The sequence below is a fragment of the Methyloversatilis sp. XJ19-13 genome, from assembly GCF_024580155.1.
GTDB lineage: Bacteria > Pseudomonadota > Gammaproteobacteria > Burkholderiales > Rhodocyclaceae > Methyloversatilis.
Genome location: NZ_JANINH010000002.1, coordinates 290,361 through 313,104 on the forward strand (window position 1 = coordinate 290,361; position 22,744 = coordinate 313,104).

Annotated in this window: 25 protein-coding genes; 7 read left to right on the forward strand and 18 right to left on the reverse strand. The window is 65.6% G+C overall.

Translation table 11 applies throughout. The annotated features are described in order from the left end of the window. The first annotated feature begins 43 nt into the window (after positions 1-43). Entirely contained in the window at positions 44-595 is a 552-nt protein-coding gene (locus NMQ14_RS03900; RefSeq protein ID WP_257093650.1) for a bifunctional 2-polyprenyl-6-hydroxyphenol methylase/3-demethylubiquinol 3-O-methyltransferase UbiG, read from the forward strand. Here the strand turns inward: NMQ14_RS03900 and mnmH are convergent. Next, positions 547-1,665 carry a tRNA 2-selenouridine(34) synthase MnmH gene (gene mnmH / locus NMQ14_RS03905; RefSeq protein ID WP_257093652.1) on the reverse strand — a complete coding sequence of 373 codons (1,119 nt, stop codon included), beginning with the start codon at positions 1,663-1,665 and terminating at the stop codon, positions 547-549. The two genes, NMQ14_RS03900 and mnmH, sit on opposite strands and share 49 nt — an antisense overlap. 147 nt (positions 1,666-1,812) lie before the next feature. Beyond that, a complete protein-coding gene (locus tag NMQ14_RS03910) occupies positions 1,813-2,454 on the reverse strand; it encodes an arylesterase (protein WP_257093654.1) in 642 nt (213 codons plus the stop codon). Between NMQ14_RS03910 and NMQ14_RS03915 the strand changes: the two genes are divergently transcribed. Then, positions 2,453-3,142, forward strand: coding sequence for an ABC transporter ATP-binding protein (locus NMQ14_RS03915; protein WP_257093656.1), 690 nt, complete (start codon positions 2,453-2,455; stop codon positions 3,140-3,142). The two genes, NMQ14_RS03910 and NMQ14_RS03915, sit on opposite strands and share 2 nt — an antisense overlap. A 73-nt stretch (positions 3,143-3,215) precedes the next feature. Here NMQ14_RS03915 and NMQ14_RS03920 read toward each other — a convergent pair whose 3' ends face one another. From NMQ14_RS03920 to arsS, 8 genes are read right to left on the reverse strand one after another with little or no spacing between them, the layout of a single operon-like run. Beyond that, the gene (locus NMQ14_RS03920; RefSeq protein ID WP_257093658.1) at positions 3,216-4,289 is read right to left on the reverse strand and encodes an FAD-dependent oxidoreductase; all 1,074 of its coding nucleotides are present in this window, start codon (positions 4,287-4,289) and stop codon (positions 3,216-3,218) included. After that, positions 4,286-5,041, reverse strand: coding sequence for a DUF3047 domain-containing protein (locus NMQ14_RS03925; RefSeq protein WP_257093660.1), 756 nt, complete (start codon positions 5,039-5,041; stop codon positions 4,286-4,288). Before NMQ14_RS03925 ends, NMQ14_RS03920 begins: the two co-directional genes overlap by 4 nt. Next, complete coding sequence (locus tag NMQ14_RS03930; RefSeq protein ID WP_257093662.1) at positions 5,035-5,667, reverse strand: TIGR04282 family arsenosugar biosynthesis glycosyltransferase; 633 nt, start codon at positions 5,665-5,667, stop codon at positions 5,035-5,037. Before NMQ14_RS03930 ends, NMQ14_RS03925 begins: the two co-directional genes overlap by 7 nt. Continuing rightward, positions 5,660-6,346, reverse strand: coding sequence for a TIGR04283 family arsenosugar biosynthesis glycosyltransferase (locus NMQ14_RS03935; RefSeq protein ID WP_257093664.1), 687 nt, complete (start codon positions 6,344-6,346; stop codon positions 5,660-5,662). The genes NMQ14_RS03930 and NMQ14_RS03935 overlap by 8 nt, the downstream gene beginning before the upstream one ends. Further along, positions 6,343-8,493 (reverse strand): FAD-dependent oxidoreductase, encoded by a 2,151-nt coding sequence (locus NMQ14_RS03940; RefSeq protein WP_257093666.1) that lies wholly within the window; start codon positions 8,491-8,493, stop codon positions 6,343-6,345. The genes NMQ14_RS03935 and NMQ14_RS03940 overlap by 4 nt, the downstream gene beginning before the upstream one ends. Continuing rightward, on the reverse strand, positions 8,490-9,452 hold the full coding sequence (locus NMQ14_RS03945; RefSeq protein ID WP_257093668.1) for a metallophosphoesterase: 963 nt from the start codon (positions 9,450-9,452) through the stop codon (positions 8,490-8,492). The genes NMQ14_RS03940 and NMQ14_RS03945 overlap by 4 nt, the downstream gene beginning before the upstream one ends. Further along, positions 9,449-10,843, reverse strand: coding sequence for a sodium:solute symporter (locus NMQ14_RS03950; protein WP_257093670.1), 1,395 nt, complete (start codon positions 10,841-10,843; stop codon positions 9,449-9,451). Before NMQ14_RS03950 ends, NMQ14_RS03945 begins: the two co-directional genes overlap by 4 nt. A 10-nt stretch (positions 10,844-10,853) precedes the next feature. Continuing rightward, the gene (gene arsS / locus NMQ14_RS03955) at positions 10,854-11,816 is read right to left on the reverse strand and encodes an arsenosugar biosynthesis radical SAM (seleno)protein ArsS (RefSeq protein ID WP_257093671.1); all 963 of its coding nucleotides are present in this window, start codon (positions 11,814-11,816) and stop codon (positions 10,854-10,856) included. Between the two features lie 134 nt (positions 11,817-11,950). Between arsS and NMQ14_RS03960 the strand changes: the two genes are divergently transcribed. The 3 genes from NMQ14_RS03960 (at position 11,951) to NMQ14_RS03970 (ending at position 13,699) form a co-directional block, all read left to right on the forward strand. Next, positions 11,951-12,940 carry an MDR family oxidoreductase gene (locus NMQ14_RS03960; protein WP_257093673.1) on the forward strand — a complete coding sequence of 330 codons (990 nt, stop codon included), beginning with the start codon at positions 11,951-11,953 and terminating at the stop codon, positions 12,938-12,940. A 106-nt stretch (positions 12,941-13,046) separates the two neighbouring features. Then, the gene (locus NMQ14_RS03965) at positions 13,047-13,364 is read left to right on the forward strand and encodes a cytochrome c (protein WP_257093675.1); all 318 of its coding nucleotides are present in this window, start codon (positions 13,047-13,049) and stop codon (positions 13,362-13,364) included. A gap of 11 nt (positions 13,365-13,375) precedes the next feature. Then, positions 13,376-13,699, forward strand: coding sequence for a cytochrome c (locus NMQ14_RS03970; RefSeq protein ID WP_257078518.1), 324 nt, complete (start codon positions 13,376-13,378; stop codon positions 13,697-13,699). Between the two features lie 79 nt (positions 13,700-13,778). Here the strand turns inward: NMQ14_RS03970 and NMQ14_RS03975 are convergent, their stop codons facing one another. The 6 genes from NMQ14_RS03975 to NMQ14_RS04000 all read right to left on the reverse strand — a co-directional run bounded on the left by NMQ14_RS03975 (position 13,779) and on the right by NMQ14_RS04000 (position 17,737). After that, a complete protein-coding gene (locus NMQ14_RS03975; RefSeq protein ID WP_257093677.1) occupies positions 13,779-14,558 on the reverse strand; it encodes a fused MFS/spermidine synthase in 780 nt (259 codons plus the stop codon). Further along, complete coding sequence (gene minE / locus NMQ14_RS03980) at positions 14,555-14,812, reverse strand: cell division topological specificity factor MinE (protein ID WP_069040319.1); 258 nt, start codon at positions 14,810-14,812, stop codon at positions 14,555-14,557. The genes NMQ14_RS03975 and minE overlap by 4 nt, the downstream gene beginning before the upstream one ends. Position 14,813: 1 nt before the next feature. Continuing rightward, on the reverse strand, positions 14,814-15,629 hold the full coding sequence (gene minD / locus NMQ14_RS03985) for a septum site-determining protein MinD (protein ID WP_257093679.1): 816 nt from the start codon (positions 15,627-15,629) through the stop codon (positions 14,814-14,816). Positions 15,630-15,650: 21 nt separating this feature from the next. Then, positions 15,651-16,430 carry a septum site-determining protein MinC gene (gene minC / locus NMQ14_RS03990; protein WP_257093681.1) on the reverse strand — a complete coding sequence of 260 codons (780 nt, stop codon included), beginning with the start codon at positions 16,428-16,430 and terminating at the stop codon, positions 15,651-15,653. Positions 16,431-16,512: 82 nt separating this feature from the next. Further along, the gene (locus NMQ14_RS03995) at positions 16,513-17,385 is read right to left on the reverse strand and encodes an Hsp33 family molecular chaperone HslO (protein WP_257093683.1); all 873 of its coding nucleotides are present in this window, start codon (positions 17,383-17,385) and stop codon (positions 16,513-16,515) included. Beyond that, positions 17,378-17,737, reverse strand: coding sequence for a Spx/MgsR family RNA polymerase-binding regulatory protein (locus NMQ14_RS04000; protein WP_257093685.1), 360 nt, complete (start codon positions 17,735-17,737; stop codon positions 17,378-17,380). The genes NMQ14_RS03995 and NMQ14_RS04000 overlap by 8 nt, the downstream gene beginning before the upstream one ends. Before the next feature lie 80 nt (positions 17,738-17,817). Between NMQ14_RS04000 and NMQ14_RS04005 the strand changes: the two genes are divergently transcribed. Next, entirely contained in the window at positions 17,818-18,402 is a 585-nt protein-coding gene (locus NMQ14_RS04005) for a hypothetical protein (protein ID WP_257093687.1), read from the forward strand. Positions 18,403-18,439: 37 nt separating this feature from the next. Here the strand turns inward: NMQ14_RS04005 and NMQ14_RS04010 are convergent, their stop codons facing one another. After that, complete coding sequence (locus NMQ14_RS04010) at positions 18,440-18,859, reverse strand: hypothetical protein (RefSeq protein ID WP_257093689.1); 420 nt, start codon at positions 18,857-18,859, stop codon at positions 18,440-18,442. A gap of 113 nt (positions 18,860-18,972) precedes the next feature. After that, complete coding sequence (gene ppk1, locus NMQ14_RS04015) at positions 18,973-21,069, reverse strand: polyphosphate kinase 1 (RefSeq protein WP_257093691.1); 2,097 nt, start codon at positions 21,067-21,069, stop codon at positions 18,973-18,975. Between the two features lie 153 nt (positions 21,070-21,222). Between ppk1 and ppx the strand changes: the two genes are divergently transcribed. Then, positions 21,223-22,737 carry an exopolyphosphatase gene (ppx, locus tag NMQ14_RS04020; RefSeq protein WP_257093694.1) on the forward strand — a complete coding sequence of 505 codons (1,515 nt, stop codon included), beginning with the start codon at positions 21,223-21,225 and terminating at the stop codon, positions 22,735-22,737. Positions 22,738-22,744 lie beyond the last annotated feature (7 nt).

A 22,744-nucleotide genomic window follows, 5' to 3' on the forward strand; every position in this document is an offset into this window, starting at 1 on the left:
AATGCCGCCCTGACTGCTCGCATCCCCGAATAAAGGCCTGCCGATGCCCTCTCATTCCCACTTTTCCGGTCAGACGCCATCGCAATGGGTCACCCGTTTCTCTGCGCTCTGTGCGCCAGGCGCGGAAATCCTCGATTTCGCCAGCGGCGCCGGTCGGCATGCCCGTTGGCTCGCCGGCCACGGATTCAGCGTGCTGGCGGCCGATCGTGATCAGGCAGCGCTGGCCGAACTGGCCGATGCGCAAGGCGTTCACACACTGTGCACCGATCTCGAAAAGGGTCCGTGGCCCTGGGTCGCAGACAGCTTCGATGCGGTGGTGGTGACGCGCTACCTGTTCCGGCCGCGACTGGCGGAGCTGGCCGCGCTGCTGCGACCTGGCGGCGTGCTGATCTACGAAACTTTCATGCTGGGCAACGAGCGCTTCGGCAAGCCGTCGAACCCGGATTTCCTGCTGCGGCCGGACGAACTGTTCGACTGGGCGCGCAGCTGGGGACGCGTTCTGGCCTTCGAACAGGGCGAACTGACCGCGCCGGCGCCGGCGATGATTCAGCGCATCTGTGCGGTGCGCGCCGACACGTCGTCCAGAGTGCCCTGAGCGGTGGTCCGGATGATCCGTGCCGCCAGCGCATCGATACCTGCTGCGTCGAGCCGGTCGGCCTCGAAGGTGGGCGCATCCGGGTGGCGTGCAAAGTTGTACTGCTGCGATCGTCGGTACAGCGGGTCGTAGTGCTGTTCCAGCAGTGCCGCGACCAGGGTGCGCCAGTCGCCGGCGCGCGCCAGCGCCGACCAGGCATCTATCGTTTCGTGTCCGCGCAGATCGGACAGCCGTTCGAGCTCGGCAATCAGCGCCTCGGCATCGCTTGTGAGGTAGTCGTAGTCGCGCAGCAGGAAGTCGGTACGGGCGGCCACCGAGGCATCGATGCGCAGACAGGGTGCCGCCCGCATGCGCTCGATCAGTTCGTTCGGCAGCGAAACCAGACCGATGCGCCTGCTTTCCGCTTCGGTGAACACCGGACGCGCCGGATCGAAGCTCGCCAGCACCGCATGCAGCTGCGACTCGAACCAGCGCTGCGGAGGTTGTGGCTGGCCGGGCTGTCGGCCCAGTACCGAACCCTTGTGCGCGGCCAGCGCCTCCAGATCGAGCACCTGTTCGCCACGTGCCGCCAGTCTTTCGAGCACCCGGCTCTTGGCGCTGCCGGTCGGTCCGCTCAGCACGCGGAAATCAAGCTGGGCGGGGGCTGCGGCGAGCCGGTCGAGCACATCGCGACGATAGCGCTTGTAGCCACCTTCGAGCTGGTGCGCGTCCCAGCCGATCTGGCGAAGCACGGTGACGAAGGCACCGCTGCGCTTGCCGCCCCGCCAGCAATAGATCAGCGGACGCCAGTCCGGCCCCTTGTCGTGGAAGGTTTCCAGCAGGTGGCGGCCGATGTTCAGGGCAACCAGCGCCGCACCGCGCCGCTTGGCGACGAAGGGCGACACCTGTTTGTACAACGTGCCTATTTCGGCGCGCTGCGCGTCGTCGAGTGCCGGGCAGTTGATCGCGCCCGGCACATGGTCGAGCGCGAATTCAGCTGGCGAACGGGTATCGATGAAGGCGTCGAAATCGTGCAATTGACCGATCGACGCCATTCCCGCCGGTCGCCGCAGGATGGGAGCGTCGCTCATTGCCGGGTGTTCCTGTGCATGACAGCCTTGTCGGGGAGAACTGCGGCCGGCGATGGTAGCGTGCCGGACGATGGTCGAGTGATGGGTTGCCGCGTTACGACATACACACATGCAGCGCCTGCTTTCGACCCGCAGGCCGGACCGCAATCACCGCTGGCGCGTGGCCGAAGCAGTGTCGACCACCTTGCCGAGCAGAGGCTTGAGCGGCGTCCAGATGTTGTCGACGATGCGCGACTGTGCGCTGGCAACCGGATGAATGCCGTCCGGCAGGAAGCTGCGCGGATCGGTAGCGAAACCATCGAGCAGGAAGGGCAGCAGCGCCGAGCGGGTCGTTGTGGCCACCTCGCTGAAGGCAGCGGAGAACTTTTGCGTGTAGTCGGGGCCGTAGTTCGGCGGCAGCTGCATGCCGGCGATCAGCACCCGGGCGCCTGCCGCCTGCGCCTTGCGTGTCATGGATTCGATATTGTCGCGCATGCTCTTGACGGGCAGGCCGCGCAGGCCGTCGTTGGCGCCGAGCGCGAGAATGACGACGGCTGGCTTGTGCGCCGCGAGCGCCGCGTCGATGCGCGACAGGCCGTTGGCCGTGGTGTCACCGCTGGTGCTCGCATTGACGACCGAATGGGCGTAACCCGACTGCGCCAGTTTCTGCCCGAGCAACACCGGCCAGGCCTCATGCTGGCGCAGACCGTATCCGGCTGACAGACTGTCGCCGACCACCAGCAGTGTCTGCGCCTGCAACGGCAGCGCAATGAACACCATGCACAACATTGAGAACAACACTTTTTTCATGCCTACAGACACTCCGGAAACACGCCCGACCGTCCTTGAAGTCAGCGGGCTGGGCAAGCAGGTGAGCAGCGGAAACGCGCCGCTGCAGATTCTTCAGGATATCGCCTTCACGGTTCGTGCCGGTGAAGCTTTGGCCATCGTCGGCGCCAGCGGTTCAGGAAAATCGACCTTGCTCGGTCTTCTGGCCGGGCTTGACCTGCCATCTGCCGGCTCGGTCAGCATCGCCGGACGGGACATCTTTGCGCTCGACGAAGATGCCCGGGCCCAGCTGCGCGGCGAAAAGGTCGGCTTCGTGTTCCAGTCCTTCCAGCTTCTGCCGGCTCTGACCGCGCTCGAAAACGTCATGCTGCCGCTGGAACTGGCAGGCGTCGACCGGGTGCGCGAGCGCTCGGTGGCACTGCTGGAACGGGTCGGCCTGGGTGGGCGGATGACGCACTACCCGCGCCAGCTGTCGGGCGGCGAGCAGCAGCGGGTCGCGCTGGCGCGCGCCTTCGCGCCCGAGCCCGGACTGCTGCTGGCCGATGAGCCGACCGGTAATCTCGATGCCGCGACCGGCGCGTCGGTCATCGACCTGATGTTCGACATGAATGCCGAACAAGGCACCACGCTCATCCTGGTGACGCACGACGAAGCGCTCGCGTCGCGCTGCACGCGCCGCATCCGCCTGGCCGCCGGCAGGATGACCTGAGATGCAAGATTCAAGAATAAAGATGCAAGGAGGTCGTTCCTTGAATCTTGCATCTTGAATCTTGCATCTGCCTTCACAGATCGAAACGGCGCATGAAGGCGCGGTCAATGCGGTCCTTCCAGCGCCACACCCAGTCTCCCTGAAGCGACCAGCCGCCGCGTGAGGCGATGGCGTGGCGGCGGCCGCAGGCGAGCAGCAGCAGGGCCTGTGTCTGCGGTGTCCAGGGCTGCAGCGTGTGGCCGCGCGCGGCGCGCAGCAGGTTGGCGGCCAGCGGCGGACCGGCGCGCACGGCAAACACACCGGACTTCGGGCGCGGCGAATCGATCATCGTCGCCACGTCGCCGGCCGCGAACACCTCAGGGTGTGACAGTGACTCCAGTGTCGGTCCGGTCGCGATGAAACCGCGTTCGTCGACCGTCAGTCCGCTGCCGCGCAGCCAGGCCGGCGGGGCAGCGCCGGTGGCCCACACCGAGAACTGACTCGGAATGCTGCGACCGTCTTCGAGATTCAGCGCGTCGCCATCGACTCCGGACACGCGCGCATTGGTCACCACGTCTATCTGCTGACGCGCCAGTTCCATCATCACCCGCCGCTGCAGGCGCCTTGGCAGCCCGTCGAGTATCAGGGGCGCGCGGTCGATCAGGGTGCAGCGCATCCGCGGTTGCCGGTGATGCAGCGCCATGATGATTTCGACGCCGGCCGCCCCGGCGCCGACGACTGCGGCAGCGCGTGCGGCGCGCGCGGTGTGCCAGCTTTCGAGCAGTTGGCCGATCGGCTTCACCGGATGCGCACAGGTGTCGGCACCCGGAAGATCGGGGATGCGCGGCGTCGAACCGGTGTCGATCGACAGCATGTCGTAGTCGATCACCTCGCCGCTGGCCAGCCGGATCTGCCGCTGCCCGGCATCCAGTGACACCGCGGCATCCAGCCTGAGCGCGCAACCCGCCCGCGCAGCCAGCGGCGCGAGATCGATGCAGGCCTGCCGGTAGTCGTAGTGGCCGGCGATGACGCCCGGCATCATGCCGGAGTAGGGCGTCAGCGCATCGGGCGTAACCAGGCTGACCACCGCATCGGGTTGTTCGCGCGCAAAGGCTTCCAGTACGAACAGGTGGGCGTGACCGCCACCGAGCAGGACAAGACGTTTCATGGGGGTGGCTTCAGCGGTGACCGGGCGGTGACCGACAGGTCGCCGAAATAACCGAGGGTCTGTCCGCCGGTGTTGTCGCTGTCGCTCGCCACGACGATGCCAGTGACGGCTGGAGGGTCTTCGCCGAAGGCTTCCCGGAAATCCTCGACCAGGTTGCGGCTCACGTCGCGCCAGCTGCCGGTCGGCGAACCGGCACCATCGACGGCGATCATGCGCACCCGGTCGGTGTAGGCGCTCCATGCGCGCGAGCCCGGCGCGGCGCGCGTGTCCCACACGTAGCACAGCACGGCCGTAGGGATCTGCTCGCCGTAGAAGGTGCGCGCCAGACGGATTTTCGTGCGCGTGCCGAAAGACAGCTTCGACAGATCGAGATCGAACAGCACATAGACGCGCAGCGCGTAGTCGTCGCCCTCCCGTGTCGCGAAGCGCCCGGCGGCCGGCAGCACATCGGCGCGCCAGCGCCAGTTCAGCCAGGGCGTGGCGAGCGGATCGAAGCGGCGGGTGTGGATCAGCGCCGAGGCGGCATTCGACGCCTCGACACGAAGCACGGTCAGGCCATCCAGCTCGGCCAGCCGGAAATCGGCGGGCGCGGCCTTGCCGCCCAGCGTGTAGGCCGTCCATCCGCTGACGTTCGGTCCGGCTGGCTGGGTCGAAAAGGCGGGCAGCGACACCGCATCTGCCGCGGCTGCCGACACTTCGCAGGTCAGCGCCAGCGCGATGGCCAGCAGCAGCGCGCGCAGGCGGGTCAGCACGGTTCGGGCACCAGCAGACCTTCGGCCACGGCGCGTCGGTAGTCATCCGGCCGGTCAAGGTCGTAACCGGTCGCGAGCACATGCGTGAGCAGACCGAGCCGCCTGAACACCGCACGGGTTTGCGACCACACCCCGGCGCTGCCCCATGCGATGCCTTCGAACAGCGCGGCTTGCCGTACGCGCAGCCCCACCAGCAGATAGCCGCCATCCTCTGCCGGGGCAAACACCGCATCGTGGCGGCGCAACGCAACACCCGCAGCGCGCAGGTCGGCCGACTGCAGCGACACGGCGTCGGCGCCGATCAGCAGCGCGCCCGCATGGCGACGGAGGCTGTCATCGAAGGCATGCGCCATGCGCATGCCGATGTCGCCGCCGGTCTGGGCATGCAGCGACACGCCGTAGCGGTCGCGACAGCGTTCGAAGAAATCGTGGCAGCAGTCCGGTGCGCACCACAGCTCGACCGGGCCGATGGCCGCGTCGGCGGCCACCTGCAGCGCACGTTCGGTCAGTTGCGCACCGATCCGCGCCGCGCCGTCAGCGCCCAGCAGCGGCATCAGCCGCGTCTTGCTGCGGCCGGCCTCGGGGGCGCGCGCGAACACCAGTACCGCCGTTCCGGATTCACTCATGATGCGGCCGATAGTCGCGCGCCAGATCACCCGGATCGGCACCGAAGAAGTAGCGCAGGCGCAGGCGCCACATCAGCACGATGGTGCGCAGCACCCCCTGGCGCTCCCAGCGGCGGCCTGACGTGATGACGCGCGCGCGCAGACAGGCCGGTCGCGACCGCGCCCGCGCACGGGTGGAAAAGTCGATGTCTTCCATCAGCGCGATCGGTGCGTAGCCATCCAGTGTGTCGAACAGCGCGCGCGTGCAGAAGATCGCCTGATCGCCTGTGGCGATGCCGGTCAGACGGGAACGCAGGTTCATCATGGCGGCGACGACCGCGAGCAGCAGGTGGCGACCTTCGATGCGCACATCGAAGCGCCCCCACTGCGCACCGGCTGCGATCGCTCGATCGATCCGTGCGAACGCGTCGGGCGGCAGCTGCGTATCGGCGTGCAGGAACAGCAGCACGTCGCCGGTCGCCACCTGCGCACCGGCGTTCATCTGCAGCGCACGACCGCGCGGCGCGCGTACGACGCGCGCGCCCTGCGCGGCGGCGATCGATGCGGTGTCGTCGAGACTGCCGCCGTCGGCGACAATGAGTTCCAGGCCGCAGACGTCGGGTGCCGGCATGCGCGACAGCGCTTCCCCGATGGTCGCGGCTTCGTTCAGCGCCGGCAGCACGACGGACAGACGCCTCATCCGCGCACCCAGGCGTGATAGCGCGCGACCCATGCGAGCAGCGTCTGCGGCGCATGCGCCTTCTTCCAGACGCCGGCAGCGAACTTGTTCGCCTCGTTCATCGTCGGGTAGATGTGGATGGTGCCCAGCAACTTGTTGAGCCCGAGGCCGTGCTTCATCGCCAGCACGTATTCGGCAATCAGTTCGCCCGCGTGTTCGCCGACGATGGTCACGCCCAGGATGCGGTCGCGCCCGGGTACGGTGAGCACCTTGACGAAGCCGTGCGCCACCTCGTCGGTGATCGCGCGGTCGAGGTCATCGAGTTCGTAGATCGTCACTTCGTGCGGAATGTTGCGCGCCTTCGCGTCGGTCTCGTTCAGACCGACCCGCGCCACCTCGGGTTCGGTGAAGGTGGCCCACGGAATGACCGAGTAGTCGACCGCAAAGCGCCTGAAGCGGCCGAACAGGGCGTTGACCGCGGCGTACCAGGCCTGGTGCGCCGCGGTGTGCGTGAACTGGAACGGGCCGGTCACGTCGCCGCAGGCGAAGATGTTGGGGTAGAGCGTTTCGAGGTAGTCGTTGGTATCGACCGTCCGGTTGGCCCGCAGCGTGATGCCCAGCTCTTCCAGACCATAGCCGCTGACGTTGGGCGTGCGTCCGACTGCGCACAGCAGGGTGTCGAATTCGATGCGCACTTCACCTTCCGGGCCTTCGGCGTACAGCACTTTCGCATCGCCTTCCCGCGCAAAGCGAACCGCCTTGTGGCCGGTCAGCACGCGCACGCCTTCTTCCGCGAAACGTGTTTCGACCAGCGCCGACACATCAGGGTCTTCACGCCCCATCAGGCGCGGCGCCATTTCGACCTGGGTCACGTCGGCGCCGAAGCGTGCGAAGGACTGCGACAGTTCGCAGCCGATCGGGCCGCCACCGAGCACCAGCAGACGGCCGGGCAGGGTGCGCAGCGACCACAGCGTGTCCGAGGTGAGCAGATCCATCGCCTCGATGCCGGGTATCGGTGGCACGAAGGGGCGGGCGCCGGCGGCGATGACGATGTTGCGCGTGCTCAGCGTGCGCGTGCTGCCGTCGTGCTGCGTCACCTCGACCGTCCACGGCGAGGTGATGCGCGCCCGCGCGTCGAAGCAATCGACACCCAGAGCGGTGTAGCGGTCCACCGAATCATGCGGTTCGATGGCGCGCACCACGCGCGCGACGCGCTCCATCACATCGGCAAAATCGAACTGCGCGCTCGCTTCGCGCACGCCGAGCGACTTCGCATGCGCGATCTGCGACAGCAGCCGCGCCGAGCGGATCAGCGCCTTCGACGGCACGCATCCGGTGTTCAGGCAGTCACCGCCCATGCTGTGCTGTTCGACCAGCGCCACCTTCGCCTTCACCGCGGCGCCGATGTAAGCGGTGACCAGACCGGCACTGCCGCCGCCGATCACCAGCAGGTTGTAGTCGAAGTGCGCCGGCTTCGGCCAGCGGCTGAACACGGCACGACTGCGCACCGCATCGATCACCTTGCGGGCGATCAGCGGAAACACGCCCAGCAGCACGAAGGCCCCGATCAGCCCGGGCGACAGGATGCCGGACAGCGATTCGATGCGGCCGATCTGGGTGCCCGCATTCACGAACACGATGGTGCCGGCCAGCATGCCGAGCTGGCTCACCCAGTAGAAGGTGCGTGCCGGCAGCGCGGTCAGTGCCATCGCCAGATTGACCGCGAAGAACGGGAACGCGGGCACCAGACGCAGCGTGAACAGATAGAAGGCACCGTCCTTCTCGACCCCGCGGTTGATCGACTCGAGCGCCGTGCCGAAGCGCGCCTGCACCCAGTCGCGCAACAGGAAGCGCGCGATCAGAAAGGCGAGCAGGGCGCCCAGACTGGATGCGAAGGACACGATGACCAGTGCCTTGGCGAAACCGAACAGGGCGCCGCCGGCCAGCGTCATGATCGCCGCACCGGGCAGCGACAGCGCCGTCACGACGACGTAGATCGCGAAGAACACCGCGGCCGAACCCCAGGGCGCGGCATCGACCTGGTCGGTCAGCATGCGCTGCTGCGCCTTGAACCAGGCCAGATCGAAGAAGCGGCCGAGATCGAGAATGAAGAAGGCGGCGACCAGCGCCACGACCACCCCGAGCAGGGCGAGCTTGCGTGCGTTCATGGTGCCGCCTCTTCAGGTGTCCAGTCAGGGCCGTGATCAATGCGATCGCGGTAGTTCAGTGCGGCCGCCGAGCCGTCGGGCCACTGCGCGGCGAATTCGGTCCGCCAGGCCGCCGGATCGTAGTCGAGCGCGAGCGCATCGACATGCAGCGCGCCTACGCGCGCGCCATACAGCACCGGATGCGGCGACGGCGTCAGTGCGATCCTGCTGATGACACCGCACAGACGGCCGCGGAAATTGGGCATGCCTGCGGCGCCGTTGTTGATGACCGCATGACCGTCGAATCGCTTCAGCGCCGGCAGGCAGGTATGGCTGCTGGCGAACACGTCGCAGCGCGCACGGGCGAACAGATCCGCGTAGCGGGCGCCCGACGCCGGCTGTCGCAACGCTCGCGCGTCAAAGGACCAGCCAGCCAGCGAATCTGCGTCGCCATGGACCACGCCGACGCGGGCGTCGCCGATGCGCACGCCGCGCCAGAAATCGAGCGCCGCCAGTTCGCCGCGCCAGTGCGGGTCGTGACAGGCGGTGCGCGACAGCTGTGCGTGGATGAGGTTGGAGCGTTCGACCAGCGCCTGCGGCACGTCGTCCGGGTAGCTGCAGCCGCAACCGGCATCCCCGGATCCATCGGCCAGTTCGGCTTCGACGTTGCCGGCGATCACGTCATGCGCGAGCACACGCCGCTGCACGTCGCCAAAGCGGGCCGGGTCGATGTCGAACCAGTGGAAGTCACCGTTGAAGAGCAGGCGTGCGTCGCCATGCTCACCGTTGAACAGGTGCTCTACCGCATCAAGCGCCGGCCGGTTGCCATACAGGCCGCCGACGACATACAGGGCATCCGTCACCAGGTCGGCGCGGGTGTCTGCCAGCGCGGCCGCACCGTAGCGGTAATGCAGCGGGCAGCTGCGGCCGGGGTCGGCGAGACTGTCGTCGGCCGTGCTATCGACGAGATCGGGGTTCATCGCATCCGCCCAGCAATCAGCGGCGGCAGCAGATAGCCCGAGGTGCATAGCAGCAGTCCGTAAAGATTCACGCCGAGCAGTTTGGCATATTTGCCGGTGCCGATGGCCCAGCTGTCCGGGACGCTTCCTATCGCCAGCAGCACGCCCAGCGCGAGCCCGGTCCAGAACGCCAGGTGGAAGGACCACTTCGCGGCGCGCGTGCCCGGATGCGTGAAGCCGGCCAGCAGGAAGATCGGCGCCAGCCCGATCACCATGGTGCCGCTGATGGTCGTCGCCTTCAGGATATCGGTGCCGGCGATCATCGGCAGATTGCCGATGATCGCGAACAGCGCCATGGCCCCCATGCCGAGCGCGATGGCGCGCCTCGGCTCGGGGCGCCCGGCCAGTTGCGGCAGTTCCTGTGCCACATGCCGGGCCAGGGACGAGAAAGTCGAATCGAGCGTGGAACCTGCGGCAGCCACCATGACGATGGTCATCATGAAAAGCGCCGCCGGACCCATGCTGCGGGCGAGTGCCGCCGGCACGTTGTCGCCGCCGGCCAGCCCTTCCAGCCGGGCGTGCACGCCGACCAGCGAAAAAAGCAGGATGCACACGAAGCCGAGCGCGCCGGCCCAGACGAAGGCGCGCAGCATGCGCTTTTCTTCGGTGATGAAGCCGCGGTCGGTCAGCACAGGGTCATGGAAGGGATAGGACAACACCTGCAGCGCAGCGACCAGCAGCAGGTCGACGCCGGCATCGAGCCGGAAATCGCCGGTACCCATGAGCACAACCGGGCCGTGCGTCGGCAGCACCCACAGCAGCACGACGGCAAAGAACAGCACGAACAGGCCGGTCTGCAGCACATCGGTGTAGATCGACGAGCGCAGCCCTCCCTTCAGGCTGTAGAACAGCGTTGCGGCGGTGAACAGCAGCGCGGCACCGATGAATTCGGTCGATCCGGCCGGGCCGTAGTAGCCGCCGACGACGGCCGTATTGCTCCACACCTCGTTAAACAAGCGCACCAGGATGGCGATCGAGAAGGCCAGCGCCGCCAGTCTGCCGTGGCGGCCGGTCAGGAACGACATCAGACTGGTGGCGCCGTAGCGTCGGCGCAGTCTCAGGATGGCCCAGCCGGCCAGCGGAATCGACAGCCAGTAGGTCGCGTAGGCCAGACCGCCGACGATGCCGTAGGTCGCGCCAAGATTGGCCGCGTTGGTGATCGACTTCGCGAAGATCCATGAGATGAAGATGCTGGCGCCGAGCGCCCACGTGCCGGCCGGGCGACCCGCTTCATCGTGGCCGTCAAAGAAGCCTGCCCGCCCGACGGCACGCGGGGACAGCGCATACATGCCGACGCCGTACAGCACCAGAAAGCCCCAGAAGGCGACACCGAACACCACCGGATCATTCATGCTGAGCCCTTCAGACGAGCGCGCCGGCGCAGGACGAGCCCTGTCCCGCGGTGCATCCGTAGCAGTGATCCATCACGACAATGGACGTGCCCGACACGTTGCGGCCGATCAATTCCGACAGGTGCACACGCGGCCGGCCATCGATGCGCAGCGGCAGGCCCAGCATCTGGTTGAAGTCACAGTCATACACGTGACCTTCCCAATCGACGCTCAGCAGGTTGCGGCACATCACGCTGTCCAGGTTGTCGTCGCGGTGGGCGGTGCGCAGCGTCTGCATGTAGCTGTTGAACTGCCCCTTCGATACCAGCGTCGACCCGAAACGCTGGATCGGCATGTTGGCCAGTGTGTAAAGGCGGGTGAACACGATGCCGAATGCGCTGCCGAGGTGATCGCGATACGACTGCTCCAGTGCGGCCTGCGGCGGTGGCAGCGACGGCCCCTGCGGGTTGAACACCAGATTCAGTTCGAGCCCGGAATCGGGCTGTCCATAGCCGAGCGCGTTGAGTTGCTGCAGCGCGGCGATGCTGCGCGCGAACACGCCATTGCCGCGCTGGCGGTCGACGTTGTCCTCGAGATAGCAGGGCAGCGACGCAGTGACCTGCACCTGATGGTCGGCCAGAAACCGCGCCATGTCCTGGTAGCCGGGTTCGGACAGGATGGTCAGGTTGCAGCGGTCGATCACGGCGATGTCCAGCTTCCGCGCCTCGCCGACCAGCCAGCGGAAATGCGGATTCATTTCCGGCGCGCCGCCGGTCAGATCGATCAGGCGCACGTCGGACGCGCGGATGAAGTCGAGTACGACCTGCAATGTGGCCAGACTCATCTGTTCGGTGCGGCCGGGCCCTGCGTTGACATGGCAATGCAGGCAGCTCTGGTTGCAGGTGTAGCCCAGATTCAGTTGCAGGATTTCGGTGTGGCGACGGGCAAGCGGCGGGAAGTCGGTCGTTCGCAGGAGCGGCAGTGTGGCGTGCATGCGTGATTGAGCCCTGTGGCAATGCGATGGAGGATGTCGGAGTAAGACCGTTGTCGCCGCCGCAACCTTACTGCTTCGCGGGTCAACAAGTATCCTGCGCGATGCAGACCGTCAATGACCGGAGGAAACCGAAGATGTTCAAGGCCATATTGCTGGAGCAGGGCGCGGACGGCAAGACGATTGCCCGCCTGAGCGATATCGATGACGCGGCACTGCCCGAAGCCGATGTGCGCGTTGCCGTTCAGTGGTCCAGCCTCAACTACAAGGATGCGCTGGCGATCACCGGGCGCAGCCCCATCGTGCGCAAGTGGCCGATGGTGCCCGGCATCGATTTCGCGGGCGTGATCGAACACAGCGACCATCCGTGCTGGAAGGTCGGCGACAAGGTCGTGCTGACCGGCTTCGGCGTGGGCGAGGGTCACTGGGGCGGTCTGGCCCAGCGCGCTGCGGTCAAGGGTGACTGGCTGGTCGCGCTGCCGGCCGGCTTCGACGCGAAGCATGCGATGGCCGTCGGCACGGCCGGCTTCACCGCCATGCTGTGCCTGCTGGCGCTGGAACGTCACGGCCTGGCGCCGGGCGACGGCGAGGTGCTGGTGACCGGCGCCAGCGGCGGCGTGGGTTCGGTGGCCGTGGCACTGCTGGCCGGTCTGGGCTATCGCGTGGTGGCGAGCACCGGCCGTCTCGACGAAACCGACTACCTGAAGTCGCTCGGCGCCGAGTCGGTCATCGATCGCGCGACGCTTTCGGCACCGGGCAAACCGCTGGCGCGCGAGCGCTGGGCCGGTGTCGTGGACAGCGTCGGGTCGCACACGCTGGCAAACGCCTGCGCCGCCACGCGCGAGAACGGCGCGGTCGCCGCCTGCGGGCTGGCCCAGGGCATGGACTTTCCGGCCAGCGTCGCGCCGTTCATCCTGCGTGGCGTCACGCTGTACGGCATCAACAGCGTCACCGTGGCACACGGACCGCGTGAAGAAGCCTGGGCGCGCATCGTGCGCGACATGCCGATGGCCAGGCTCGACGCGATGACGCAGGTGGTGCGGCTTGATGAGGTGCTCGACGTCGCGCCGCGCTTCCTCGAAGGGAAGGTACGCGGTCGCCTGGTGGTCGATACCGCTGCAGCCTGAATCTGCAGGCCGCGCAGCGCGCAGCGGTTTTGACGGTCACCCCGTCCTTCGCTACACTGCGCGGCGATTTTCCGAAATAAGTTCAACCTTCAAAAAGAGATCATCGATGAGCGCCAGAACCGTTCTCGCTGTCGCAGCCCTCTGTGTCAGCCCGCTTGCCCTCGCCGTCGAAGGCAATGCAGAAGCCGCCAAGGACAAGGTCGCCATGTGCATCGGCTGCCACGGCATTCCGGGTTACCAGACCGTGTTTCCGAAAACCTACAAGGTGCCGCGGATCGGTGGCCAGTACCCCGACTACATCGTCGCCGCGCTGCAGGCCTACAAGAGCGGTGACCGCAAGCACCCGTCGATGAATGGCATTGCCGCCAGCCTGACCGAGCAGGACATGGCCGACATCGCCGCGTACTACTCCGCGCAGAAATGAGGAAGGTCGTGATGATCAAGAAAACGATGGTGGTTGCAGCCGCTGTGCTGCTGGGCAGCAGCTTCGCGTTCGCAGGTGACGTAGCGCGCGGCAAGGAAAAATCGGCTGCGTGCGCGGCCTGTCACGGTGCCGACGGAAACAGTCCGGCGCCGGCTTTCCCGCGCATCGGCGGGCAGCACGAGGACTATCTGCTGCAGTCGCTGCTGTCGTACAAGAGCGGTGCGCGCAAGAATGCCATCATGGCTGCCCAGGTCGGTGCGCTGAGCAAGCAGGACATGGCGGATCTGGCGGCGTACTTCGCATCGCAAGCCGGTCCGTTGGTGTCGCGTCGCTGAACATCCGCTCCGGCAACGGAAAAAGCCGGCAATGCCGGCTTTTTTTGTGCGTCCTGAGGTGCGCAGCCGGCGCGCTCGTTCAGATCACCAGGCTGCCCCCCGCACAATACCCCGCCTGTTCGATCCGGCTCAGGCTGGGTGCCAGATTCAGCCCGGTGTCGGCACGCAGACGTTGCGCCCGCGCGCGCAGCACGTCCATCGACACGCCCGTTCCATGGCCAGTCGACGCGATGCAGATCGCGTTGCCTTCGTTGAGCGAGGGCAGCACCAGCGCGTGCCCATTGTAGGCGTCCATCACCCGCTGTGCGCTGGCGCGAAAACCGCGCGTGCGACCGAACAGGTTCAGACAGACCCGACCCTCCGGCGACAACTTCGCCCGACAGGCACGATGGAAGGCTTCGGTATCGAGCGAGTTGGCCCGCGCACGGTGATCGTAGCCATCGACCAGGATCAGGTCCCACTGCTGCTCGCTGGAAGCGACGAATTTCGCGCCGTCGTCGATCACGATGCGCAGTCGCCCGTCTTCCGGCGGCAGGCGGAAGTAGCTGGCCGCCGCCGCCGGCATGCGCGGATCGATCTCGACCACGGTCAACGCCGACCGCGCGCAGTAGCGGTGCAGGAATTTGGTGACCGATGCGGCGCCCAGGCCGATGACCAGCACCTGCGCCGGCCAGCTTTCGTCGGCCGCCAGCAGCAGCGGCAGCATCATTTCACGCGTGTACTCCAGTTCCAGCGCGAAAGGGCGCGCGACGCGCATCGCACCCTGTATCCACTCCGAACCGAAGTGCAGGTAACGAACGCCGGCCCCCTCGGACACGTCGATCGAATGACGCGGCGCGCGCGGCACGGAGACGTTCAATTGCGCTGATCGGGCAGCACGATGTTGACTTCAAGTACCTCGTAGTTGTCCTGCTTTTCGAGCTGGACCTTGATGTCTTCCGGATTGACGCGCACGTATTTCGAGATGACCGCCACCAGTTCCTGCTGCAGCGCCGGCAGGAAGTCAGCCGACGAATTCGCGCCGCGTTCGCGCGCAATGATCAGTTGCAGCCTTTCCTTAGCGATCGATGCAGTTTTCGGCTTCTGGCCGAAAATCAGTGACAGCAGCGACATGTCACTTCCCTCCGAACAGGCGCTTGAGCAGGCCGGGCTTTTCGTAATCGACGAAGCGCAGCGGGCGCTCTTCGCCGAGGAAGCGGGCCACCACGTCGGCGTACGCCTGCGCGACATCGCTGCCTTCCATGTGAATCGCCGGCGTACCCTGATTCGACGCCTGCAGCACGATTTCAGACTCCGGGATGACGCCCAGAACCGGAATGCGCAGGATTTCCTGAACGTCGCCGTAGCTGAGCATTTCACCGTCGTTGGCGCGCTTGGGCGAATAGCGGGTGATGACCAGATGCTCCTTCACCGGCTCGCGGCTTTCCTTGGCACGACGCGATTTCGACTGCAGGATGCCGAGGATGCGGTCCGAGTCGCGCACCGAACTGACTTCCGGATTGGTGACGATGATGGCTTCGTCGGCAAAGGTGAGCGCCATGACCGCGCCGTGTTCGATGCCTGCCGGCGAGTCGCACACGATGAAGTCGAAGCCCATGCCGACCAGATCGTTCAGGATCTTCTCGACGCCGTCCTCGGTCAGCGCATCCTTGTCGCGGGTCTGCGAAGCGGGCAGCACGAACAGGTTGTCGCAATGCTTGTCCTTGATCAGCGCCTGCGTCAGGTTGGCTTCGCCGTGCAGCACATTCACGAAGTCATACACGACGCGCCGCTCGCAGCCCATGATGAGGTCGAGGTTGCGCAGGCCGACGTCGAAGTCGATGACGGCTGTCTTCTTGCCGCTCATGGCAAGGCCGGACGAAAAAGCGGCGCTGGTGGTGGTCTTGCCCACGCCGCCCTTGCCGGATGTGACGACTACGATACGGGTCACTCTTGTTCTCCCTCTGGTGTTTCAGGTGGTCGCCAGTGCAGCGACATCAAGTACCTGTTTATCTTCATGTTCCTGCAGCCGCACATGCGCCGGCTTGCGCAGCAGCTCGCTGTGCGCGGTATGTTCGAAGGTGCGGTAAACGCCGGCGATCGACACCAGTTCGGCTTCGAAGCAGGTGGTGAAGATGCGCGCCTGCACGTCGCCCGACGCACCCGCCAGTGCACGTCCGCGCAGCGGCGCGTAGATGTGGATGTTGCCGTCGGCGATCACCTCGGCGCCGGCGCTGACCATGGCCAGCACGATCAGGTCGCAGCCGCGGGCATACACGCGCTGACCGGAACGCAGCGGCTTGTCGATGATTTCGGCACGCCGGGCCGCCGCGGGCGGTGCGACCACCGGCTCGGGCGCCTCGGCGATGACGGTGTCGACTTCGATGACTGGCTCGACGACCGGTTCGGGCACTGGCGCCCGGTCAGGCTGAGCATCGCCGACCACGACCGCAAAGCCCAGTGCGCGCGCGGCCTCGGCAGCGGCGTCATCGGCCCCCTGAACCGCGACGGCAGTCAGTGCATGGCGGGCCAACGCGTTCCGGATGCCTGCCCAGTCGGGCGCAGCATCCGGCGCCAGCGCGCTTGCGTCGATGACCACCGGTTCGCCCGAGAAAAAACCGGGGGTTGCACCCAGCCGCGCGTCCAGCGCTGCCGCGACCGATGACGCATCTGCCGCGTGCAGCAGTGCGCGCATGGCTTCGAGCGTGGCGCTTTTGAGTTCTACTGCCGGGGGAGCGGGCTTGCGCGCCATGGGGTGTCCGCGGGAAATTTCGAAAGTCTACATAGTGACCGGAGCACCGGCAACTGCCGTTGCGGGGCAACAGGACGCTGCATCAATGCACGGCGGGCGGAGCTTCACCGAACAGCAGCTGGATGTCGAGCGCGCTGAAGCGGTAGTCGTGGTTGCACATGTCGTCGTGGATATGCACCTCTCCCTGTTCGCGCAGGATGGATTCGACCTCTTCGCGACCGAGCGACAGCACCAGCCGGCGCAACTTCTGTTCGTCGCGCGGGCAGTGATGGTGCGGAATCGCCGGTGCGAACAGGCGGATGCCGTCGCGCGCCGCCTCTTCGGCAAACAGGCGGCCGAGCAGTGCCTCGGGCGCCAGCGTCTTCAGTTCGTCCGACGTCACGGTCGCGGCGAGGTGGCACAGGCGGTTCCAGCCATCGGCATCCTTGCGGTCAGCATCCGGCAGCTTCTGCAGGAACAGGCCGGTCGCGCATTCGGCATCTGCGTGCAGCCACAGCGCCGCCGGTTGCTGTTCCGACAGCGCAAGGTAGTGCTCGAACACCGCCGCCACCGAGTCGCCGTCCAGCGGTACCAGGCTCTGATAGGGCGTTTCCGCCTCATCCGTCTGCAAGGTCATCACCAGATGACCTTCACCGAGCAGCGTCGGAACCGGTGCATCGGCCAAGTCTGGCGGGGCGCTGGCCATGCCGCGCAGGCGCAGCTGCTGGTCGCAATCCACGACCAGGGTCTCGACCGGTCCGCGGCCGCGTACCTGAACCGTCAGGCGGGCCGGCTGCTTGAGCTGCCCGCCGATCAGCAGCGTGACGACGGCCACTTCGCCGAGCAGCCGTGTGGCGACGGCGCCATAGCCTCGCCCGTGCTGCATGGCCTGCCAGCCTTCGTCGAAACGGACCAACGCGCCGCGGATGTCCAGCGCCTCGAACATGAAGCGCTGGATGAAATCGCGCTCACTCATCGGACTTGCGCTTGAGGATTTCGCTCCAGTGCGCCGGATCGAAGCCGATAAGCAAGTGTGCGCCATGCTCGATGATGGGCCGGCGGATAGCTGACGGATGCTCGGTCAGCAGAGGCTGGGCGCTCGCATCGTCCAGATCGGCGGTCAATTCGGGTGGCAGTTTGCGAAAGGTCGTGCCTTTCGTATTGACGATGGCTCGCCAGCCGGCACGTTCGATCCAGCCGGCAAGCCGGTCCGCCGGCACACCGTCCTTCTTGTAGTCGTGCAGATGGAATTCGAGCTGATGTTCGTTCAGCCAGGCCATGGCGCGGGACATCGTGTCACAGCGCCGGATACCGAAAACGCGAAGCATGTGCGGAGTACGGAGAGGGAATCGCCGCCATTGTAAGTCGTGCCGACATGCTTCGGCGGTACTGGCGCTGCGCGGCTGCAATGGTTAATATTGGAAAAATCATCCTAAACAATAAATTGGCTCACATCGTTGATCGAAGTTTTCAGATCGGTTGGCGCTGCGGGCAACTTCGGGAGACGTGCATGATCGGTAAAACCCTGGGCGCAATCGCCCTGTCTGCCCTGTTTGGATTTTCGCTGTTCGGTACGATGGACGACGCCTACGCGGCGCGGACGGTGGCGAGCAGCCAGCAAGTCAAGAAAAAGATCCGCCCTGCGGTCAATGTTGCGGCAAAGAAGCGCATATCGGTGACGGCCACGGCGCCACGACGCACGGTGGCGGTTGCTGCCGCTGCACCGGTATTCCGTCCGCCGAAGGCGCCGGCTCAGCGGCACTATGCGGTGGATGGCAGTACGTTCTACGCTGATGGTGTGCGTGTGAAGGCGGCAGGCCTTGAAGCGCTCGAAACCACGACCGCTTCGAGCATCGGCAAACAGAAATTGCAGCAACTGCTCGATTCGGGTCGGGTGAGCATCGAACCGCTGGATATGGACGACGGTGACGTGACGCTCGCGCGGGTAAAGATCGACGGGAAGGATCTGAGCGAACTGGCCGCGATGCGCTAGGTCCGCGGCCCGGTCGCAAGCGCGACCGGAACGGGAATCACCCCGCCGTGAGTGCGGGGTTTTTTTCGCCCGACGGTGTCGCGCTGCTGCTGTCCGGTTTCTTCTTGTCGTCGGCTGCGTGATCGGCGCTGGCCTTGTCGGTGTCTTTGGGCGAATCTGCGGGTGGCGTCCCGGCGTGTGCGGTTTCACTCACCATACGGGTGCCCCGCGGCGGCAGGGTGGGCAGCACGACGTCGAGCTTGTTTTCCGTCATGTAGTCGTTCATTTCGCGCCAACCGGCAAAGACGGCGGCCTTCGATGCCTTCGGATTGAGCCGGTAGCAGTCTTCCAGCGCCCGGCCGGCATGACGACAGGCTCCGCCGACAGCCTTGCTGTCGAGCTCCTTTTTCATCGCTGCGCGATTCGGATCCGGAATGGGCAACTTGTCGCACGCCATGAGGGTGGCGGCGAGCGACACGAGCAGGATGGACTGGGCGACCTTCACCTTGACGTTTGTCCGGATGGATTGAACACATCCGGTTTACGGCAATTCCCGCCAGCGCTTGAGTCGGTTCACCGGCCGGCGGCGCATTACTTGCCGCCGCGCGAATACTCGGCCAGCAGGGTTTCCTGCGCACAGTGGCGTGCAGCGCGAGACACCCGCCTGCGATACCGGCCATCGGGCTCCATCTCCCACGACTGGCTGTTATCGAGCAGGTAAGGGCGCAATCCCTCCTTCATCACGCGCCGCTTGAGTTTCGGATCGAGTATCGGAAATGCCACCTCGATGCGGCGGAAGAAATTGCGTTCCATCCAGTCCGCGCTGGCCAGATAGAGCTTTTCCTCACCGTCGGCATGGAAGTGATAGATGCGCGAATGTTCGAGGAAGCGGCCGACGATGGAGCGCACTGTGATCTTGTCGGACAGGCCCGGCACACCGGGGCGCAAGGCGCATACACCGCGCACGATCAGATCGATGTCGACACCCGCCTGGCTGGCGTGGTAGAGCGCTTCGATCGTTTCGTCTTCGACCAGCGAATTCATCTTCGCGATGATGCGCGCCTTGCGGCCGGCGCGTGCGTTGTCCGCTTCGCGGTTGATCGCGGCGATGACATTGCTGTGCAGCGTGAACGGCGCCTGCCACAAGTGGGTCAGCGTGCCAGCGTGGCCGAGCCCGGTCAGCTGCTTGAACACCTCGTTCACGTCTTCGCCAATCAGCTCATCTGCCGTCATCAAACCAAAATCGGTGTAGAAGCGTGCCGTACTGGGGTGGTAATTGCCGGTTCCCAGATGAACGAAGCGCCGGAAGCTGCGCACACCGTCGATCTCCTCGCGCCGTACAACCATCAGCAGCTTGGCGTGCGTCTTGTAGCCGAACACGCCATACACCACGTGGGCGCCGGCATCTTCCAGCCGCGACGCCCAGTTTATGTTGGCTTCCTCGTCGAAACGCGCCATCAGTTCGACCACGACGGTCACTTCCTTCCCTTTGTGCGCCGCGCGCACCAGTGCCTCCATCAGCACCGAATCGATGCCGGTGCGATACACGGTCATCTTGATCGCAACCACTTCCGGGTCATCCACCGCCTGCTGCACCAGATCGATCACCGGCGTGAAGGCCTCCCACGGGTGATGCAGCAGGATGTCCTGTCGGCGCAGCATCGAGAAGATGTCGTAGCGCTTCTCCATGGCACGCGGCAGCGTCGGCGTGAACGGCGGGTACTTCAGGTCCGGCCTATCCACCCAGTTCGGTACCTGCATGAGCCGAACCAGATTGACGATGCCGGGCGCGCGGTAAAGGTCGTCGCGGGTCAGATTGAATTGCTGCAGCAGAAAGTCCGCCATGTGCTCGGAGCAGTTGTCGGCCACCTCAAGGCGCACCGCATCACCGTAGTGGCGCTGCGGCAGTTCGCCCTGCAGCGCCAGACGCAGGTTCTTCACCTCTTCCTCGTCGAGGAAGAGGTCGGAATTGCGGGTCACCCGGAACTGATAGCACCCGAGCACATTCATGCCTTCGAACAGATCGCCGACATTCATGTGCATCGCTGACGACAGGAACACGAAGCCGTGGTCGACGCCGGTCAGTTCCTTCGGCAGCTTGATCACGCGCGGCAGCGCCCGTGGCGCCTGCACGATGGCAAACCGCGAACTGCGACCGAACGCGTCGCGGCCGTCCAGTTCCACCGCAAAGTTCAGGCTCTTGTTGAGCACGCGCGGGAAAGGGTGCGACGGATCCAGCCCGATCGGCGTGAGCACAGGCATCAGCTCGCGCATGAAGAAGTCGCGAATCCACTCCCGTTGTTCATCCGTCCAGGCGCCTCGGCGCAGGAAAACGATGCCTTCGGTTTCCAGCGCGGGCAGGATGACGTCGTTCAGCAGTGAGTACTGCTCGGCGATCAGCTGATGGCATTCGTTCGCGATCAGGCGCAAGGCCTCCTGCGCGGAACGCCCATCCGACGTGACACTGCGCGCGCCAAGCTTGATCTGCTCGCGCAGGCCGCCGATCCGCACCTCGAAAAACTCATCCAGATTGCTCGATACGATGCACAGGAACTTCAGCCGTTCGAGCAACGGCACACGCTCGTCGGCAGCCTGCGCGAGCACGCGTCGGTTGAAGGCGATCAGCGACAGTTCGCGGTTGATGAAGTGGTCAGGCGCGAAGCGTGGCACCAGAAGCGTTGGGTTCATGGGCAAAAGTCCGGATTCGACATCGTTAGGCAACTCGCTATTGTGTGACATGAAACATGTTCGATTATTACAGCCGTGTGACGCAAACGCGCTGAAGGCACGTGTGCACCCGGCTGTTAAACTCCGCTGCTGATCACTTTCAGTCACGGATGCATGAGCTACGAACTACTTGCTGCGGTTGACCTGGGCTCGAACAGCTTCCGTCTCCAGGTTGCCCGGGTTGTCGACGATCAGATCTATCCGCTGGACGGCCTGAAGGAAACTGTCCGGCTGGCGGCGGGACTTGGACAGGGCAAGTTGCTTGACGGCCCGTCGCAGCTTCGGGCCGTGGAAGCCCTGTCGCGATTCAATGAGCGTCTGCGCGGCTTCGCGCCGGACCAGGTGCGCGCAGTGGCCACCAACACCCTGCGCGTGGCCAAGAATGCACCGCAACTTCTGCCACAGGCCGAGGCGGCGCTGGGTTTTCCGATCGAGGTAATCGCCGGGCGCGAAGAGGCCCGGCTGATCTATGTCGGCGTCGCGCATACGCTGCCCAACCCGTCGAGCCAGCAACTGGTGGTCGACATCGGCGGTGGCTCGACCGAATTCATCATCGGTCGCAGCTTCGAGCCGCTGGCCCTGGAGTCGCTGTACATCGGTTGCGTGGCGTTCAGCCTGCGCTACTTTCCGGATGGCCGGATGGACAAGCGCTCACTGCGCGAAGCCGAACTGGCGGCGCGGCGCGAGCTGGAAACCATCGAATACGGCTACCGCTCGCTTGGCTGGGACGAAGCCGTCGGGTCGAGCGGTACGGCAAGGGCGTTGCTCGACATCATGGAACTGAACGGCTGGTCGCAGGGTGCGCTGACCCGCGAGGCCATGGAAAAGCTGCGCGCGCTGCTGCTGCGCGTCGGCGACGTAAACCGGCTCAGCATCGCCGGCCTGCGTCCCGATCGCCTGCCTGTGCTTGCGGGCGGATTCGCCATCATGTCGGCGGTGTTCGATGCGTTCGGGCTGGAACGCATGAATTTCTCGGAAGGGGCGCTGAGGCTGGGCGTGCTGTACGACCTCCTCGGCCGCTATCACCACCAGGATCTGCGCGATGCGACGGTACTGCAGTTCATGCGGCGCTATCAGGTCGACCAGAAGCAGGCCGAGCGCGTGCGGGGTACGGCGGTGCGCCTTTTCCGCGCGCTCAATCCGGCGGCAACGGGTGAGCACCCCGATGATCACCCCGACCTGCAGATGCTGAGCTGGGCAGCCTCCCTGCATGAACTGGGTATCTCGGTCGCGCACGCCGGCTATCACAAGCACAGCGCCTACATCGTCGGCAACGCCGACATGCCGGGGTTTTCGCGCATGGACCAATCGCGTCTGGCGCGCATCGTATTGGCGCATCGCGGCAAGCTTGAAAAGGTGAACTCGGCTTCAGCCGACGCGCGCGACTGGTCGCTGATCCTCTGTCTGCGTCTTGCGGTGCTGCTGCATCGCAGCCGTGAAGATTTCAACGAATTGCCGCTGACCATCGAGCGCACCGGCAGTGGCTATCAACTTGGCGCGCGGGCGGAGTGGCTGTCGGCCTCGCCACTGACCAATGCCAGCCTGCATGACGAGCTGAGGCTGTGGAGCGTGATCGGAATCGAACTGAAGCTGCGCACCACCCGCCTTGCAGCCGGCGTGACGCGCTGACATCTGC

What these genes read in the sequence shown, in the direction of transcription:
- NMQ14_RS03915 (WP_257093656.1), top strand. Translation starts at nt 2,453, where the DNA reads ATGCCTACAGACACTCCGGAAACACGCCCGACCGTCCTTGAAGTCAGC.
- NMQ14_RS03940 (WP_257093666.1), bottom strand. Translation starts at nt 8,493, where the DNA reads ATGAACGCACGCAAGCTCGCCCTGCTCGGGGTGGTCGTGGCGCTGGTC.
- NMQ14_RS03960 (WP_257093673.1), top strand. Translation starts at nt 11,951, where the DNA reads ATGTTCAAGGCCATATTGCTGGAGCAGGGCGCGGACGGCAAGACGATT.
- minE (WP_069040319.1), bottom strand. Translation starts at nt 14,812, where the DNA reads ATGTCGCTGCTGTCACTGATTTTCGGCCAGAAGCCGAAAACTGCATCG.
- NMQ14_RS03965 (WP_257093675.1), top strand. Translation starts at nt 13,047, where the DNA reads ATGAGCGCCAGAACCGTTCTCGCTGTCGCAGCCCTCTGTGTCAGCCCG.
- ppx (WP_257093694.1), top strand. Translation starts at nt 21,223, where the DNA reads ATGAGCTACGAACTACTTGCTGCGGTTGACCTGGGCTCGAACAGCTTC.
- NMQ14_RS03945 (WP_257093668.1), bottom strand. Translation starts at nt 9,452, where the DNA reads ATGAACCCCGATCTCGTCGATAGCACGGCCGACGACAGTCTCGCCGAC.
- NMQ14_RS03920 (WP_257093658.1), bottom strand. Translation starts at nt 4,289, where the DNA reads ATGAAACGTCTTGTCCTGCTCGGTGGCGGTCACGCCCACCTGTTCGTA.
- ppk1 (WP_257093691.1), bottom strand. Translation starts at nt 21,069, where the DNA reads ATGAACCCAACGCTTCTGGTGCCACGCTTCGCGCCTGACCACTTCATC.
- mnmH (WP_257093652.1), bottom strand. Translation starts at nt 1,665, where the DNA reads ATGAGCGACGCTCCCATCCTGCGGCGACCGGCGGGAATGGCGTCGATC.
- NMQ14_RS03900 (WP_257093650.1), top strand. Translation starts at nt 44, where the DNA reads ATGCCCTCTCATTCCCACTTTTCCGGTCAGACGCCATCGCAATGGGTC.
- NMQ14_RS03930 (WP_257093662.1), bottom strand. Translation starts at nt 5,667, where the DNA reads ATGAGTGAATCCGGAACGGCGGTACTGGTGTTCGCGCGCGCCCCCGAG.
- minC (WP_257093681.1), bottom strand. Translation starts at nt 16,430, where the DNA reads ATGGCGCGCAAGCCCGCTCCCCCGGCAGTAGAACTCAAAAGCGCCACG.
- arsS (WP_257093671.1), bottom strand. Translation starts at nt 11,816, where the DNA reads ATGCACGCCACACTGCCGCTCCTGCGAACGACCGACTTCCCGCCGCTT.
- NMQ14_RS03935 (WP_257093664.1), bottom strand. Translation starts at nt 6,346, where the DNA reads ATGAGGCGTCTGTCCGTCGTGCTGCCGGCGCTGAACGAAGCCGCGACC.
- NMQ14_RS04000 (WP_257093685.1), bottom strand. Translation starts at nt 17,737, where the DNA reads ATGCTTCGCGTTTTCGGTATCCGGCGCTGTGACACGATGTCCCGCGCC.
- NMQ14_RS03995 (WP_257093683.1), bottom strand. Translation starts at nt 17,385, where the DNA reads ATGAGTGAGCGCGATTTCATCCAGCGCTTCATGTTCGAGGCGCTGGAC.
- NMQ14_RS03970 (WP_257078518.1), top strand. Translation starts at nt 13,376, where the DNA reads ATGATCAAGAAAACGATGGTGGTTGCAGCCGCTGTGCTGCTGGGCAGC.
- NMQ14_RS03910 (WP_257093654.1), bottom strand. Translation starts at nt 2,454, where the DNA reads ATGAAAAAAGTGTTGTTCTCAATGTTGTGCATGGTGTTCATTGCGCTG.
- NMQ14_RS03950 (WP_257093670.1), bottom strand. Translation starts at nt 10,843, where the DNA reads ATGAATGATCCGGTGGTGTTCGGTGTCGCCTTCTGGGGCTTTCTGGTG.
- NMQ14_RS04005 (WP_257093687.1), top strand. Translation starts at nt 17,818, where the DNA reads ATGGTTAATATTGGAAAAATCATCCTAAACAATAAATTGGCTCACATC.